The sequence below is a fragment of the Marinobacter sp. G5_S1_61_S3 genome (assembly GCF_054968585.1).
Genome location: NZ_JBQKUK010000001.1, coordinates 275480 through 289446 on the forward strand (window position 1 = coordinate 275480; position 13967 = coordinate 289446).

The 13967-nt window shown below is 58.1% G+C and carries 13 protein-coding genes; 7 read left to right on the plus strand and 6 right to left on the minus strand.

What is annotated here, in order from left to right; genetic code table 11:
• Positions 1-105 precede the first annotated feature (105 nt).
• The 4 genes from ectA to ACTRWH_RS01205 all read left to right on the plus strand — a co-directional run bounded on the left by ectA (position 106) and on the right by ACTRWH_RS01205 (position 4633).
• Positions 106-621, plus strand: a complete 516-nt coding sequence (gene ectA, locus ACTRWH_RS01190) for a diaminobutyrate acetyltransferase (protein WP_036201897.1) — start codon at positions 106-108, stop codon at positions 619-621.
• A gap of 131 nt (positions 622-752) precedes the next feature.
• The gene (ectB, locus tag ACTRWH_RS01195) at positions 753-2021 is read left to right on the plus strand and encodes a diaminobutyrate--2-oxoglutarate transaminase (protein WP_041332825.1); all 1269 of its coding nucleotides are present in this window, start codon (positions 753-755) and stop codon (positions 2019-2021) included.
• 51 nt (positions 2022-2072) lie between these two features.
• Entirely contained in the window at positions 2073-3515 is a 1443-nt protein-coding gene (locus ACTRWH_RS01200; RefSeq protein ID WP_075196330.1) for an aspartate kinase, read from the plus strand.
• Positions 3516-3634: 119 nt separating this feature from the next.
• A complete protein-coding gene (locus ACTRWH_RS01205; RefSeq protein WP_462825782.1) occupies positions 3635-4633 on the plus strand; it encodes a sigma-70 family RNA polymerase sigma factor in 999 nt (332 codons plus the stop codon).
• A gap of 24 nt (positions 4634-4657) precedes the next feature.
• Here the strand turns inward: ACTRWH_RS01205 and ACTRWH_RS01210 are convergent, their stop codons facing one another.
• The 3 genes from ACTRWH_RS01210 to pdxH form a co-directional block, all read right to left on the minus strand.
• Positions 4658-5110: a DUF3429 domain-containing protein gene (locus tag ACTRWH_RS01210; protein WP_041332826.1), complete on the minus strand. Its 453-nt coding sequence runs from the start codon at positions 5108-5110 to the stop codon at positions 4658-4660.
• A 219-nt stretch (positions 5111-5329) separates the two neighbouring features.
• A complete protein-coding gene (locus ACTRWH_RS01215; protein WP_421861683.1) occupies positions 5330-5917 on the minus strand; it encodes a DNA-3-methyladenine glycosylase I in 588 nt (195 codons plus the stop codon).
• A 40-nt stretch (positions 5918-5957) separates the two neighbouring features.
• Positions 5958-6593 (minus strand): pyridoxamine 5'-phosphate oxidase, encoded by a 636-nt coding sequence (gene pdxH / locus ACTRWH_RS01220; protein ID WP_305936315.1) that lies wholly within the window; start codon positions 6591-6593, stop codon positions 5958-5960.
• 202 nt (positions 6594-6795) lie between these two features.
• Here pdxH and ACTRWH_RS01225 point away from each other — a divergent pair, with 202 nt between their 5' ends.
• Entirely contained in the window at positions 6796-9708 is a 2913-nt protein-coding gene (locus ACTRWH_RS01225) for a DUF748 domain-containing protein (RefSeq protein WP_462825783.1), read from the plus strand.
• Positions 9709-9720: 12 nt separating this feature from the next.
• Here the strand turns inward: ACTRWH_RS01225 and ACTRWH_RS01230 are convergent, their stop codons facing one another.
• Positions 9721-10560: an amino acid ABC transporter substrate-binding protein gene (locus ACTRWH_RS01230; RefSeq protein ID WP_226909998.1), complete on the minus strand. Its 840-nt coding sequence runs from the start codon at positions 10558-10560 to the stop codon at positions 9721-9723.
• Positions 10561-10670: 110 nt separating this feature from the next.
• On the opposite strand from ACTRWH_RS01230, the gene yfbR reads away from it, so the two are divergent.
• Positions 10671-11264, plus strand: a complete 594-nt coding sequence (yfbR, locus tag ACTRWH_RS01235) for a 5'-deoxynucleotidase (protein ID WP_421858938.1) — start codon at positions 10671-10673, stop codon at positions 11262-11264.
• A gap of 32 nt (positions 11265-11296) precedes the next feature.
• On the opposite strand, the gene ACTRWH_RS01240 is transcribed toward yfbR, so the two are convergent.
• Together ACTRWH_RS01240 and ACTRWH_RS01245 are read right to left on the minus strand one after the other, a co-directional pair.
• The gene (locus ACTRWH_RS01240; RefSeq protein ID WP_036201921.1) at positions 11297-12331 is read right to left on the minus strand and encodes an SPFH domain-containing protein; all 1035 of its coding nucleotides are present in this window, start codon (positions 12329-12331) and stop codon (positions 11297-11299) included.
• A 2-nt stretch (positions 12332-12333) separates the two neighbouring features.
• The gene (locus ACTRWH_RS01245; protein ID WP_286810493.1) at positions 12334-12792 is read right to left on the minus strand and encodes an NfeD family protein; all 459 of its coding nucleotides are present in this window, start codon (positions 12790-12792) and stop codon (positions 12334-12336) included.
• 238 nt (positions 12793-13030) lie between these two features.
• On the opposite strand from ACTRWH_RS01245, the gene ACTRWH_RS01250 reads away from it, so the two are divergent.
• Positions 13031-13846 carry an SDR family NAD(P)-dependent oxidoreductase gene (locus ACTRWH_RS01250; protein ID WP_462825785.1) on the plus strand — a complete coding sequence of 272 codons (816 nt, stop codon included), beginning with the start codon at positions 13031-13033 and terminating at the stop codon, positions 13844-13846.
• The last annotated feature ends 121 nt before the right edge of the window (positions 13847-13967 follow it).

The following is a 13967-nucleotide window of genomic DNA, read 5'->3' on the forward strand; positions in this document are numbered from 1 at the left end:
GTGAGAGGTGGCCATCGGGGCTGGCGGCCCCAGAGCGCCGACTTGAAATATATTTTGTGGTCTATATAATTTAACGCTAACTTTTTGAGGCGAATCGATCACGTTATGACATCAGAAGGCTCGAATACCACCGCCATCACCCTCCGCACGCCGGTCAAGGATGATGGCTACAGGCTTCACCAGTTGGTGGCACAATGCCCCCCGCTGGACCCTAACTCGATCTACTGCAACCTCCTGCAGTGCAGCCATTTTGCCGAAACCGGCGTGGCCGCGGAGATAGACGGCGATCTGGTCGGCTTTATTTCCGGATATATTCCCCCCCAACAGCCCGAAACCGTTTTTGTCTGGCAGGTGGCCGTTCACGAGAAAGGTCGTGGGCAAGGTCTTGCCAAGCGGATGTTGAAGGCGATTGTGGCCAGGGACGCGTGTAAAGACGTGACCCACATGGAAACCACCATCACTGAAGACAATGAGGCTTCCTGGGCGCTGTTCCGGTCCTTTGCCCGTGACATGGGTGCTGAACTGACTTACCACGAGCACTTTGAGAAAGACACCCACTTTGGCGGCAAGCACGACTCCGAGTTCCTGCTCCGCATCGGGCCTTTCACAAAGACGGCGTAGCAGCCTTCCCGAACGACCGATCCCCCTGTTTGGACTAGCCGGCAGATTGCTGAGGTGAATCTGTCACAACGGCTTCAACCAACGTGCTACCGCACAGTTACCTCGAACCTGACATGCTAAGAGGCAAGACAATGGAACTTTTCAAGTCGACCGAATCCGAAGTACGCGTTTATTCCCGTGCCTTTCCGGTGATCTTTAACCGTGCCAAGAACGCGCACCTGTACACCGAAGATGGCAAGGAATACCTGGACTTCCTGGCCGGCGCCGGGTCACTGAACTATGGCCACAACAACGACATTCTCAAGAAAGCGCTGCTCGAGTACATTGAAAGCGATGGTGTCAGCCAGGGCCTGGATATGTTTACCACCGCCAAGCACGATTTCATTGAGTCGTACAAGAAGCACATCCTGGACCCCCGTGGCCTGGACTACAAAATGCAGTTTACCGGTCCTACCGGCACCAACTGCGTGGAAGCGGCCCTGAAACTGGCTCGCAAGGTGAAAGGCCGCAATGGCATCGTGTCCTTCACCAATGGCTTCCACGGCGTCACCATGGGTGCGGTCGCGGCCACAGGCAACAAGCACCACCGTGGCGGCGTTGGCACCCCGCTGGGGAATGTGGACTTCATGTTCTATGACGGCTACCTGGGTGAGAACGTAGATACCCTGGAAATCATGGACAAGGTGTTGTCCGACGGCTCCTCCGGCTTTGAACTGCCGGCAGCGGTCATCGTTGAAGCGGTCCAGGGCGAAGGCGGATTGAACGCCGCCCGCGCTGAATGGCTGCAGGGCCTCGAGAAGCTGTGCAAAAAGTACGACATTCTGTTGATCGTTGACGATATCCAGGCAGGGAACGGCCGTACCGGCGAGTTCTTCAGTTTCGAATTTGCGGGCATCAAGCCGGATATCGTAACGGTATCCAAGTCGTTGAGCGGTTACGGCCTGCCGATGGCCCTGGTGCTGTTCAAGCCGGAGCTTGATGTCTGGGGGCCGGGCGAGCACAACGGCACCTTCCGGGGCAACAACATGGCCTTTGTAACCGCCCGCGCAGCGGTCGAGACCTACTGGAAAGACGATGCCTTTGCCAATGAAGTGAAAGCCAAGACCGAGGTTTTGGCTGAAGGGCTGCAGGCAATCTGTGACAAGTACCCGGGCGAGTTCAAGATGAAAGGCCGGGGCATGATGCGTGGCATTGAAGCCACCGACGCTGAAGTGACGGACAAGATAACCGGTCGCGCCTTTGAGAAGGGCCTGATTATTGAAACCAGCGGCCCCAATGACGAAGTGATCAAATGCCTGATGCCGCTGACCACCAGCGAGGACGATCTGCGCAAAGGTGCTAAACTTCTAGGTCAAAGCGTGGACGAAATCATGCAGGAGGGAATGAGCAAGGCGTCCTGAGACGCCTGCCATCTCCCGACACTCATTCTGCAGGATAACGACGGTAACATTATGACTAGCGAACAACATACCGTAGAGAAAATCGGCGGCACCTCCATGAGCAATTATGAGGCGGTGCGCGACAACATCATTCTCGGCGGGCGCTCCAAGGACGACCTGTACCAGCGCATCTTCGTGGTCTCCGCCTATGGCGGTGTCACCGACGAATTGCTGGAGCACAAGAAAACCGGAGAACCGGGTGTCTATGCCCTGTTCGCCGATGCCGAGTCGGACTGGGCCTGGGGCGACGACCTCACCAAACTGATCCAGTTCCTGACCGACATCAATGGCGAGCTGTTCCCGGACCCCATGCTCAAGCAGCAGGCGGACCAGTTCATCACTGACCGCATCGAAGGCGTTCGCGGCTGCCTGATTGATTTGCAACGTCTGTGTTCCTACGGGCAGTTCCAGCTTGAGGAGCATCTGCTGACGGTTCGTGAAATGCTGGCCGGTATCGGTGAGGCCCACAGTGCCTTCAACACCGCCCTGAAGCTCCAGCAGGAAGGCATCAATGCGCGGTTCGTGGACCTGACCGGGTGGCGCGACAATGAACTGTTGCCGCTGGATGAAAAGCTCAAGCAGGCATTCGACGCGGTGGACCTGAGCCGTGAGTTGCCGATCGTGACGGGGTATGCCCAGTGCAAGGAAGGCCTGATGCGTACCTTCGACCGGGGCTACAGCGAGATGACCTTCAGCCGGGTCGCGGTGATTACCAACGCCCGCGAAGCGATCATCCACAAGGAATACCACCTCAGTTCCGCGGACCCCAACATTGTCGGTGCGGACAAGGTCGTCCCCCTGGGGCGCACCAACTATGACGTTGCTGACCAGTTGGCGAACCTCGGTATGGAAGCGATCCACCCGCGCGCTGGCAAGGGCATGCGTCAGAACGAGATTCCGCTGCGGGTGATGAACACCTTCGAGCCGGAGCACACCGGTACCCTGATCACCGGCGACTACGTCAGTGAGAAGCCTCAGGTAGAGATCATCGCGGGTAACAAAGGCGTGTTTGCCATTGAGGTGTTCGATCAGGACATGCAGGGTGAGCCCGGTTCCGACCGTCGCATTCTGGAAGTGCTGGGTCGCTTCAAGGTGCGTTTCGTATCCAAGGACACCAACGCCAACACCATTACCCACTACGTGGACAGTACGCTCAAACACGTCAAACGGGTGGTCAGGGCGCTGAAAGACGAATTTCCCAACGCCGAAATCAGCACTCGCAAGGTGGCGATCGTGTCTGCCATTGGCAGCGATATCAAGGTGTCGGGCATCCTGGCTCGGTCAGTCAAGGCCCTGGCGGACGAGGATATCAGCGTTCTGGCCCTGCACCAGTGCATGCGGCAGGTGGACATCCAGTTCGTAGTGGACGAAGACGCCTATGAGAAGACCATTGTGGCGCTTCATGGCGCGCTGATTGAGCCTCACAACCACGAGTACGCGATCGTTGCAGCGTAACCTGCTGGTTTCTCTACGTCGGTAATTGCCACAACGGACAGTCTGTGTCCCCGGCAACGGGGGATCCATGACGCTGTTCCGCGCGTATTCTCTGGAAATTCGCGATCGGAACCTGTGCCATGACTGACGTTCAGAGCCCGGGGCCGTCTCCGACCATAGCCCATTCCGGCGAAACGGAATCCCTGGTAGGGCTGTACTTCAGGGATGCGTCCCGTTACGAATTGCTCACCAATGAGGGCGAGCGCCGACTTTCACGGCGCCTGACCTTCTGCTATCGGATCATATCTGCCGAGCTGGCCTTGCCGGAAGGCACCCCTCAGACATTCCGCGAAGTGGTTGGAAGCCTGGGCGACGCCTGTGCTTTTTCGAGGCGGTGTCGTCGTGCCTACCATCTCGCCACCGCAAGTCGTCAGCGGCTGATTCGCAGCAATCTCCGGCTCGCGGTGCACATCGCACGGCGCTACGCCAACCGCGGCATTCCTATGTCGGATGTCATTCAGGATGCCAATGTCGGTCTGATCAAGGCCGTGGAGCGGTTTGATCCTACCAAGGGCTTTCGTTTCTCGACCTATGCCTACTGGTGGATCAGCGAAGAGGTGAAGCGGTGCATGAAGCGTGGAACCCGGCTTGTGCATACCCCTGAAAACGTGGTCGATGAAATCCGCCTGTTGCAGAAAAAATCCCTGGTACTGCACCAGACATTGGGCCGCACGCCGTCGCAGACCGAACTGGCACGGGAGATTGAGGTGTCGCCTTCCCGCATTGGTGAGCTGCGGGCGCTGGCCAGCATGGAAGTGTCGGTGGATCTGCCGGTGGGCACGGAGGGTAGCATTACGCTGGGTGACAGCCTCAGCGCAGACGATCAGTCCGCGCCGGACCACGACATGGCCCAGCGTGACCGCAAACGGACACTGACCGCTCTCTTGGCGGAACTGAGTACGCGGGAAAAGGATGTCCTGGCCAGGCGTTACGGCCTGGGCCTCCCAGAACCGGAAACCTTGCAGGTGATCTCCGATGACCTGGGAATAAGCCGGGAGCGGGTGCGGCAGATAGAGAAATGCGCCCTGAAAAAGTTACGGGGCCGTTTTATCGACCCTAACGACGAGCTCCGGGGCTAGTATTCAGGGCCGGTATCGACCGGCTTAGCCCTGGGCCAGAATGAACCAGGCGCCCGCCGCTACCTGGCACGCCAGGACAACAGCTGTCAGTCCCAGCCGCAACTTCAGATACCAGTCCGGCCAATAACCCCTCATCCAGCGAGCGTCGACCACATACAGCGCGACATAGGCCAGCGTGTAAACCAGGATCTGGCCGGCAATGGGCAGCAGCAGACCAATGCCGGCGGTGATGAAGAACACTTGGCTCAACAACATGGTTACCAGGGGGGAAATCGGGTAGCAGCGATTCTCAAGCTGCATGGCCAGTGGCCAGTAGATGCCCGCCATAAAGGCCAGAATGCCCGCGCTGTACAGGTAGAAATAGCGGGAGATGGCCAGGCTTTGTTCAGGCAGCGCAAAGAGTCCGAAAATGGCGGCAAGGAACGGTAGCAGCCCGCCAATGCCCACCACGATCGCCAGTCTGGCGACGGCAATCACGAGTGCTTCCCCTGAACCCGAATCCTCATTGGTCCGATAGCGGCGGGCTCCGTACCCACCAACTCAATGGCCGGGTTGGTCGACTGCCTGAGTTCTTTCAGGGTTATTCTCACCGTATGACTCTCACCGTAAAACGCGGGGATGATGTGCTACCCACGGACTTACGAGCAACGGATCGTTTGGGATCATTCCGGTCGTGTAACGCCGAGGAAATAATAGTCAGACATTGTCCGCGAGCTCACGGCAGGCGGCGTGTTGAGGGCACTGAACGAGGTGGTCATTGACCATGCCCGTGGCCTGCATGAAGGCATATACAATGGTGGGCCCCACAAAGTTGAAGCCGCGTTTTTTCAGTGCCTTGGACATGGCTTCGGCCTCGGGCGTGTAAACCGGCACGTCGGCAAAGCGCTGCCAGTGATTCTGGATAGGCTCTCCACCGACAAACGACCACAGGAAGTCTCTGAACGGGTGGCCCTGATCCCGTAGCTCCAGGTAGCCCCGGGCGTTGCGAATGATGGACTCGACTTTCAGGCGGTTACGGACGATGCCGGTGTCCTGCATCAAGGCGTCGACTTTGGCCTCGTCATAACGGACGATTTTTTCAGGGTCGAAATGGTCGTAGGCGGCGCGGTAGTTGTCCTGTTTCTTGAGTATGGTGATCCAGCTCAGGCCCGCCTGCTGGCCGTCCAGGCACAGCTTCTCAAACAGCGCCAGGTCGTCGTATTCGGGGCGGCCCCATACGGTGTCGTGGTAGTAAACGTAGAGTGGGTCATCGCCACACCAGGGACAGCGTTGTTGATTGTCCATAGTCCTGCCTTCTCGCCTGAGGTTGGTGGAGCCGTGCGGGTTACGGCTGTAGACGGTCGATGTGCCAGCCATCGTCCTGCCTGACGTATTCAAAGCGGTCATGCAGGCGGCTTGGCCGCCCCTGCCAGAACTCGATTCGTTCCGGCACCACGCGGTAACCGCCCCAGAAATCGGGTAGCGGGATCGCCCCGTCCTTGAATCGGCGTTTCATCTCGGCCACTTTCTGTTCCAGCAAACCGCGGGAGTTGATCGCCCTGCTCTGTTCCGATACCCAGGCACCAATCTGGCTGCCCCGGGGGCGAGAGGTGAAGTACCTCAGGGATTCGGATTTGCTGACCTTTTCCACATGGCCCTGAATCCGCACCTGGCGGTTCAGCCCGATCCAGGGGAACAGCAGGGCGGCTTTTGGATTTTCTGCCATTTCGTGGGCCTTGCGGCTGCCGTAGTTGGTATAGAACACGAAACCGGCGTCGTCGAAGTATTTCAACAGGACGGTCCGTATGTCGGGCATGCCGTCTCCGCCTGAGGTGGCCAGTGACATGGCATTGGGCTCGAGAATGCCGGCCTCACGGGCATTCTCGAACCAGACCTGGAATTGTCTGACGGGGTTGTCATCAAGGGCATCGCGCTCAAGGCCTTCGCTTTCGAAGTCTCGGCGCATATCGCTAATATCCATCCGGGTTTCCTGAATGAGGGATTTCGTTGCCTGAGTCAGTGAAAACAGAATATCGGGTTCGTTGCCCCATGTCAGTCCATCACTCTCCTTCACCCTCCTCATCAACCCATCCGGCTGACAAACCGGTGACTGGCGGGCTATCCTTGGTGGATAGATTGGCGACAGATCGCGCCTGTCAGCAATGGACAACAAGGAGAGCCCGGTGCCTGCGAACCGCAAACGACGATTGTCTGCCAGAAATATCTCGATAGTGGTACTGGTTCTGGTGGTGATCTATGCCATCGCCGGGTTTGCGCTATTGCCGTGGTGGCTGGAGCGAACGCTGCCGGAGCGGCTGGAACAACACATGGGGTGGAAGGCCGAGATTGAAGAGGTCCAGGTGAACCCCTTCGCCATGAGCGTTGAAGCCGTTGGCCTGGAGGCCAGGGACGCTGAAGGCGAGCCGGTGGTTGCCTTTGACAGCCTTTATGCCAACCTCGGGGTCTGGCGATTGCTCACCGGAATTGTCGCGCTGCAGGACATCGAACTGGAAGCCCCCTATGTTCGCTTGGATTTGCTGGAGGATTACAGTGTCAACTTCGCCCGGGACTGGCAGGCCCATAATCCGGGTGGCGAAGAACCGGCGCCCGAGGACGCGGATTCCGGAGAACCGCCCAGAATCTATTTTGACCGGATCAGGATCTCGGGTGGCGAACTGCTGTTCCGGGATTTCAGTCAGCAAGGCCAGGAAGAATTTCGGGTTACGCCCCTGGATCTGGCTTTGAACGACCTGGCCACCTGGCCCCGCGAGGACGCCGCCAGCAGCTATTACCTGCTGGCGGCGGTCGGCAGCCAGACCATTGAGTGGGAAGGCGACCTGAGCATCGCCCCTCTCTATTCAAAAGGGTTCCTCAAACTGGGTGACGTGTCCCATGAAACCCTGCAGCATTTTCTCAAGCCCTATCTTCCCTATCAGCTTCGTAACGGCAGTGTGACCCTTAGCTCGCAGTACGAACTGCGTTCTGCCGGTGAACTGTATCTGACCACCTCGGAGGGCCAGCTCACGATCGACGATGTCGATCTCGGCGTTGAGGCTGATGCCGATGATGGGCTGCTGAGTGCGGATCGTCTGAGCGTAGGTGATATCCGTTTCGGGCTTAGCGAACAGGAGCTGTCCACTGGCACCGTGAACATCGATGGTGTCAGCCTGTCACTGCTCCGTGATGCGAACGGCCAGCTCAATCTTCTGGCGCCACTTCAGAATAGTGCGGACGAATCAGGTGGTGACGACACTGGCACAGGAGCGCCTTTCCGCTGGACGGTGGCCGGCGTGGAACTGGCCAACAGCGCCGTCAGTTGGCGGGACGAGCAGCCGCAACTGCCCGCAGAACTGGCCCTTGAGGACCTGTCGATCAGCATCGATGAGATCTCCCATCGCCTGGAGGAACCGGTCAATTACAACGCCAGTGGTGCGCTGAACGGTGGTGGGAAACTGTCGATCAATGGTCAGGCCACGTTGGCACCTTTCACGCTGGAAGCCGGGCTGTCTGGCAGCGGGATTGCCCTGTCGCAGTTTGGCGCCTATATCAACCAGGCGGCGAACCTGGATGTCAGGGATGGCCTGTTGTCTGTCGATGGCAATCTGGATCTGGATCAACAGCAAGACCCGCTGACGGGTACCTTTAGCGGCACTGGCGAGGTGGCCTCCCTGGATATGCGTCTTGGCGACAGCGATCAGCCCCTGATCCGCTGGCAGAGCGTGCGCCTGGAACCATTGGAGTACAACGTCGCGCCGGCACGGCTGCAGATTGGCACCATTACCCTGGTGGGTCCTGCGGTGAACGTGGTCCGTGACAGCAACGGCACTCATAATGTTGAACGGATTGTCAGGTCCTCGCCGTCGGACGAATCCGCGCCAGCTGGAGAAACAACCAGTAGCGACGGCGAACCCGGCTTCATCTTCCGCATTGGCCAACTGATGCTGGAAGAAGGTGCCATCTCCTACACCGATCGGACCCTGGACCCGACATTCGCAACCCGGTTCGACCAGTTGCGCGGCTCAGTAACCGGGCTTAGCAACGTGGCGCCGCAACAGGGCCAGATCTCGATCCAGGGGCGGGTTGGCGATGTGGCAACCATGACGCTGGATGGTTCCGTGGGCGCCCTGGGCACCGATGATACCAGCGATCTGAAGCTGACCATGGAGAACGTCTCTCTGCCCATGCTGTCACCGTATTTTGGCCGTTACCTGGGATACAGCGTGGACAGTGGCAAGCTCAAGCTTGATCTGGATTATGAGTTTTCCGGCAGCCGTCTGGATGCTGCCAACAGCGTCATCCTGGATCGGCTGGAGCTTGGAGGCCCCGTTCCGAGTGACGAGGCCGTCAGTGCACCGGTCAAGCTTGGTCTGGCGTTGCTGCGTGACCGGCAGGGTGTCATCGATATCAACCTGCCCATCAGCGGAGATCTGGAAAGCCCGGACTTCAGTATCGGTCAGGTTGTCATGAGGACATTCGTAAACCTCGTTGCCAAAGCCGCCACGTCGCCATTCAGCATGCTGGGTTCGATTGCGGATTTTGCGGGCCTGTCGGGAGAAGAACTGGGCAATGTGCGTTTTGAAGTGGGGCGCACCGAGCTTGCCGATGGGGAAGGCGTCAAACTGGAGGCACTGGGCAAGGCCTTGAATGAACGCCCTGGTCTGGCGCTCAATGTTCGTGGAGCGGTCGCACCAGAGGCAGACGGAGACGCGTTACGGCGGCAGAAACTGTTCGAGCAACTGGGCATAGCGGATGGAGCTTCCGCGTCTACACGTATCGCTCGGCTTGAGCAGGCGTACGCGGATTCGGATTACGTGGCGTCGGTGGAAGCTTTCCGAAACGACGTTGCCGGCGGGAACGTAGAACCCGGCAAACAGGAATGGGAGCAGGCGCTGGTGAAGCGACTGATAGCCGATGTGGAACTGCCACCGGAGGCTTTGGGCAACCTGGCAACATCCCGAGGCGTATGGCTCCGGGAGCAAATGCTGCAGGAGCATGGAGCATCAGAAAATCAGGTATACCTGCTTGACCCTGTGCGCGACGCGACGGCCGATGAGGCCGGCACTGTCACCGTCAGCTTTGAGCTGGATGTGCGGTGACAGCGGCTGGGATCAAGGCGCTGCTGGCTCGGAGATGCCCGGCGGCAACTGGAGGTCGCGTTTATCGACAAATTGCTGGTACCGCCCGTCTTTGAACAGCGGCGACAGCAGTTGCTCCAATGTGGTTGCGTCGATGGGGCCGTTGTCCCGTGCCATGATATGGAGGAGATAGGTCTGATCGGGGGTATCGGACACCAGGAACCTGTCACTGTCCTCGGGGTTATCGTTCAGGTGGCTCTGTAGATAGGAGCGACTGACCACAGCCACTTCGGCCAGTGACGGACGGTCCGCCTTGATCAGGTCAAGATTACGGCTGTGGCTATGGGAGAACTCGATATTGAATCGTTTCTCAAGCTCGGCGTTATCCGTAGACAGGCCGGCGAAGCCATAGTGATAGCCCGAGATAGCAACGAGCTGTCGCTCGGTGACGTTGTCAAAGAAGCTTTGGTCACGGCCGGGTTTGTTGAGGGCGACATAGACGTCTTCGTCCATCAGAATTGGTCGGGTAGCGTTAACAGGCAGGTTTTCCCAGCCCCAACTCGGGTTCTCAAAGAAAATAACGTCGTACAATCCGGCGTGGAAATCCAAGTGTCTGCGTTTTGGGGAAGTGTAGACAATCCGGAACGTGACCTTGTCGTTTGTTGAATCCAGCTCTCTTAACAGGTCACCGAGTAAGCCCTCCACCTTGTTTTCACTGTTCACACTGGCCACCGGAGGGAAATTATAGACGCCGACAGCGATGTTGGTCTGGGCCGAAACAGTGGTTGTAACACCGAGAGTCAGCGTTAAGCCCAGTATCAGAAGGGTGACTTTCAGCGGATGTCTGCGCTTTAATCCGAGTTGGAGTTTCAAGATAGAGTGCTTCCCGGCATCAAGATTTGAACGTCCATTCACATTACCACTGTTTAATCTTAGTCAAAAGAGGCCAACAATAAACTCATGCAAAACGTGAAGCGCCCATTATGAAACGCCCTCTCAGTCATTTCTTTGCCTATGTGTCTCGCCTGCGGTGGATCAAGCGATGGGGGCTGATGCGCAACGCCATTGAGGAGAATGTCGCCACTCATTCCTGGGAGGTGGCTACCCTGGCTCATGCGCTTGCAATTATCCGTAACCGGCATTTTGGCGGGCAGGTCAACGCTGACCGGATCGCTGCCGCAGCGCTCTACCACGATGCCACAGAGGTTATTACAGGCGATATGCCGACACCGGTCAAATATCATTCGCAGGTTATGCGGGAAGCGTTCGGAGACATCGAGCACAAGGCGGAGGCCGAGCTACTGGCGCTGCTACCGGCGGACCTGCAGGAGGATTTTGCGCCCTATGTTCGCGAATCCGGATGGGAGCAGGAGGTGAAGGAATTGATCAAGGCGGCCGACCGGCTCTCGGCGTTGTTGAAATGCCAGGCTGAGATGCAGGCGGGCAACAAGGAGTTTGAACCAGCGGCGGGTCACATCCTGAAAAAGCTGGAGGATGACGCCCTGCCGGAAGTGATGTATTTCCTGGAAGTGTTTGCGCCGGGTTATCAGCGGCCCCTCGACAACCTCCTGGAATAGAGGTTGCCGAAGCCGCTGAGTGTCCGGATGTTCTAGCTGTTGCCGGCTGACGCCACCATGCCGCCGCGCAGGCCATCCTGTTTCACACTCTGGCGCACGATGTCTTCGGGGCTGCCTGCCAGTTCCCGGAACATGCCCATGGAACCCAGCAGGGCGGATGACTCGTAGGGCACGAAGACCCGTTCCCCTTCCTTGGCCATGTTCGGCAGTACCTTGATGTAGCTTTGCCCCAGCAAATAGCCGATAACGGTCTGCTTGTTCTCTTCGGTGTCACCCATGGCACTCAAGACCAGGCGAATGGACTCCTGCTCACCCTGGGCACGCAGGATGGCAGATTCCTTGTCGCCCTGAGCGTTGAGAATGGCGGATTCCCGCTGGCCCTGGGCCATGGCAATAGCGGCAGACTTCTCACCTTCGGCCTCGGTCACCGTGGCGCGACGCTTACGCTCGGCGGCCATCTGCAGGCGCATGGCTTCTTCCACCTCTTCCGGCATGCTGATGTCCTGAACTTCAACGCGAGTCAGCTTCACACCCCACTTTGACGCCGCTTCTTCCATTTCGGCCTGGATGGCGTTGTTCACTTCGCTACGGGATTCAAACAGCTTGTCCAGCTCCATCTTGCCCACCACGGAGCGCAGGGTGGTTTTGGCCAGAACCTCGACCGCCTGGCTCATGTTGGCCACTTCGTAAACCGCACGGCGTGGGTCGATAATCTGGTAGTAAAGCGCGCCGTTGATGTTTACGGTGACGTTGTCGGTGGTTACCACCGGCTGTCCGGGGAAGTCCATGACGGTTTCGCGGCGGTCAATGCGGGTTTCGAAACTGCTGCTTGGATGATACTCGTCGCCGATGCGCACGTAGCGGGTCATGGTGATGGCGCGCGGGCGCTCAATGAAGGGGATGATGATGTTAACACCACTCTCCAGTATGCGATTGAATGACCCTAGCCGCTCGATCACCATCACTTCGGACTGGCGCACAATCACCAGGCCCTTGGCGATGATGAAAATGCCAATGACGACGAAAATAAGGCTGATCACCAGCCCCGGGGAAACCACGTTTTCCATGTTTACTGCTCCTTTTTAGTGATCGTGTGAACAACGGCAGTGGTGCCGTCAAAACGTTCGAAAGTAACCTCGGTGCCTGCGGGCAGTTCGGTCATGCCGGTATCGCTGGTACGCAGGCGATAGAAGTCGCCGTTGATCTTGATGCCACTGGCGCCGTCAAAATCGCGCTTCAGCGTGCGATACTGCTTGCCCTGCTCGACGCCGGTGCCGGTTGTCCCGTAAGCGACACCCTTGGGGGAAAACCTCGGTTTGATCCAGCGAATGGCAATGGGTACCAGAATGCCCGAAAACACGCCCATACCGACCAGTTGCCATTCGAAAGGCGCGCCGAGAGCGGTCAACAGCGCCGTTAAAGCAGCTGCGATCCCCAGCGCCAGTAGCACCAGCACACCAGACGTCAGTTCTGCGAGACTCAATACGAGGGCGAGTATCAGCCAGAAATGCGTGAGACTCCATTCCATACAGCAACATCCACTAGTGACAGGAAAAAGGGTTAGCCAGGAGATTGTAACCAAACCCGGCCAACGTCGTCCCGGATTGTGCACATTCGTGGGGACGGAGTCACGATATTCGTGGTGTTGCTGAACCCCGGGTATCGGGTGGCCGGAATGCCCCGGTCATAGGCGCGCTTTTGCCATATCCAGCGGCCCGACACCTGTTAGAGTAAGCAACACATCGCACAACAAGAGGTCATCGACCATGAAAGATCTGAACAACAGGGTAGCCGTGGTTACTGGCGCGGGTTCCGGCATAGGCCGGGCGCTGGCCGTGGCACTGGCGGAAAAGGGCTGTCGCCTGGCGCTTTCCGATGTCAACGAGACAGGCCTTGCGGAAACTGCAGCTGGCTGTAGCGGGGCGGAAGTTCGCACCTATGCCCTGGATGTGTCAGACCGGGATGCCATCTACGCTCATGCTGAGCAGGTCGCCAGGGATTTCGGCCAGGTGAACCTGGTGATTAACAACGCCGGCGTTGCCCTGTCCGCATCTGTGCGGGAGATGACCGACGATGACTTCAAGTGGGTCATGGATATCGATTTCTGGGGCGTGGCCCATGGTACCCGGGCCTTCCTGCCGCACCTGATCGCCTCCGGGGATGGTCACGTGGTGAATATTTCCAGCGTGTTCGGACTTATTGGCGTACCCAAGCAAAGCGCCTATAACGCGGCTAAATTCGCAGTTCGTGGCTTTACTGAGTCACTGCGCCAGGAAATGAAGCTGGAAAAGCAGTCGGTCGCGGTGAGCTGTGTTCATCCCGGTGGCATCCGCACCAACATTGCGAATGCGGCGCGTATGGGCAAATCGGAGAACGCCGAAGCCCAGCGCAAGGGCTTCGACAAGATCGCCATGACCACTCCGGAAAAGGCGGCGAATATCATCGTCCGTGGCATTCTGAAAGATGAATCCCGAATTCTGGTCGGGCCCGATGCCTGGGGTATCGATGCCCTGAACCGGATTCTGGGGTCCGCCTACCAGCCTCTGGTTGAGCGTTTTTCGCGGAAAAATCTTTACGTCTGAAACCCTTTTTCATGCTTGCCGTATTTCGGTGGTTTCGCGGCAGTTCGCCGGGATGATTGAAGCCCAGTGACTGCCGCTGTATATTTTGCATACAGCCACCGATATTCCAATCTCGCTGTAT

Excerpts from the sequence above, each read along its gene's own strand:
- ACTRWH_RS01205 (WP_462825782.1), top strand. The coding sequence starts at position 3,635 with ATGACTGACGTTCAGAGCCCGGGGCCGTCTCCGACCATAGCCCATTCC.
- ACTRWH_RS01200 (WP_075196330.1), top strand. The coding sequence starts at position 2,073 with ATGACTAGCGAACAACATACCGTAGAGAAAATCGGCGGCACCTCCATG.
- ACTRWH_RS01250 (WP_462825785.1), top strand. The coding sequence starts at position 13,031 with ATGAAAGATCTGAACAACAGGGTAGCCGTGGTTACTGGCGCGGGTTCC.
- ACTRWH_RS01215 (WP_421861683.1), bottom strand. The coding sequence starts at position 5,917 with ATGGACAATCAACAACGCTGTCCCTGGTGTGGCGATGACCCACTCTAC.
- ACTRWH_RS01245 (WP_286810493.1), bottom strand. The coding sequence starts at position 12,792 with ATGGAATGGAGTCTCACGCATTTCTGGCTGATACTCGCCCTCGTATTG.
- ectB (WP_041332825.1), top strand. The coding sequence starts at position 753 with ATGGAACTTTTCAAGTCGACCGAATCCGAAGTACGCGTTTATTCCCGT.
- ectA (WP_036201897.1), top strand. The coding sequence starts at position 106 with ATGACATCAGAAGGCTCGAATACCACCGCCATCACCCTCCGCACGCCG.
- pdxH (WP_305936315.1), bottom strand. The coding sequence starts at position 6,593 with ATGGATATTAGCGATATGCGCCGAGACTTCGAAAGCGAAGGCCTTGAG.
- ACTRWH_RS01240 (WP_036201921.1), bottom strand. The coding sequence starts at position 12,331 with ATGGAAAACGTGGTTTCCCCGGGGCTGGTGATCAGCCTTATTTTCGTC.
- yfbR (WP_421858938.1), top strand. The coding sequence starts at position 10,671 with ATGAAACGCCCTCTCAGTCATTTCTTTGCCTATGTGTCTCGCCTGCGG.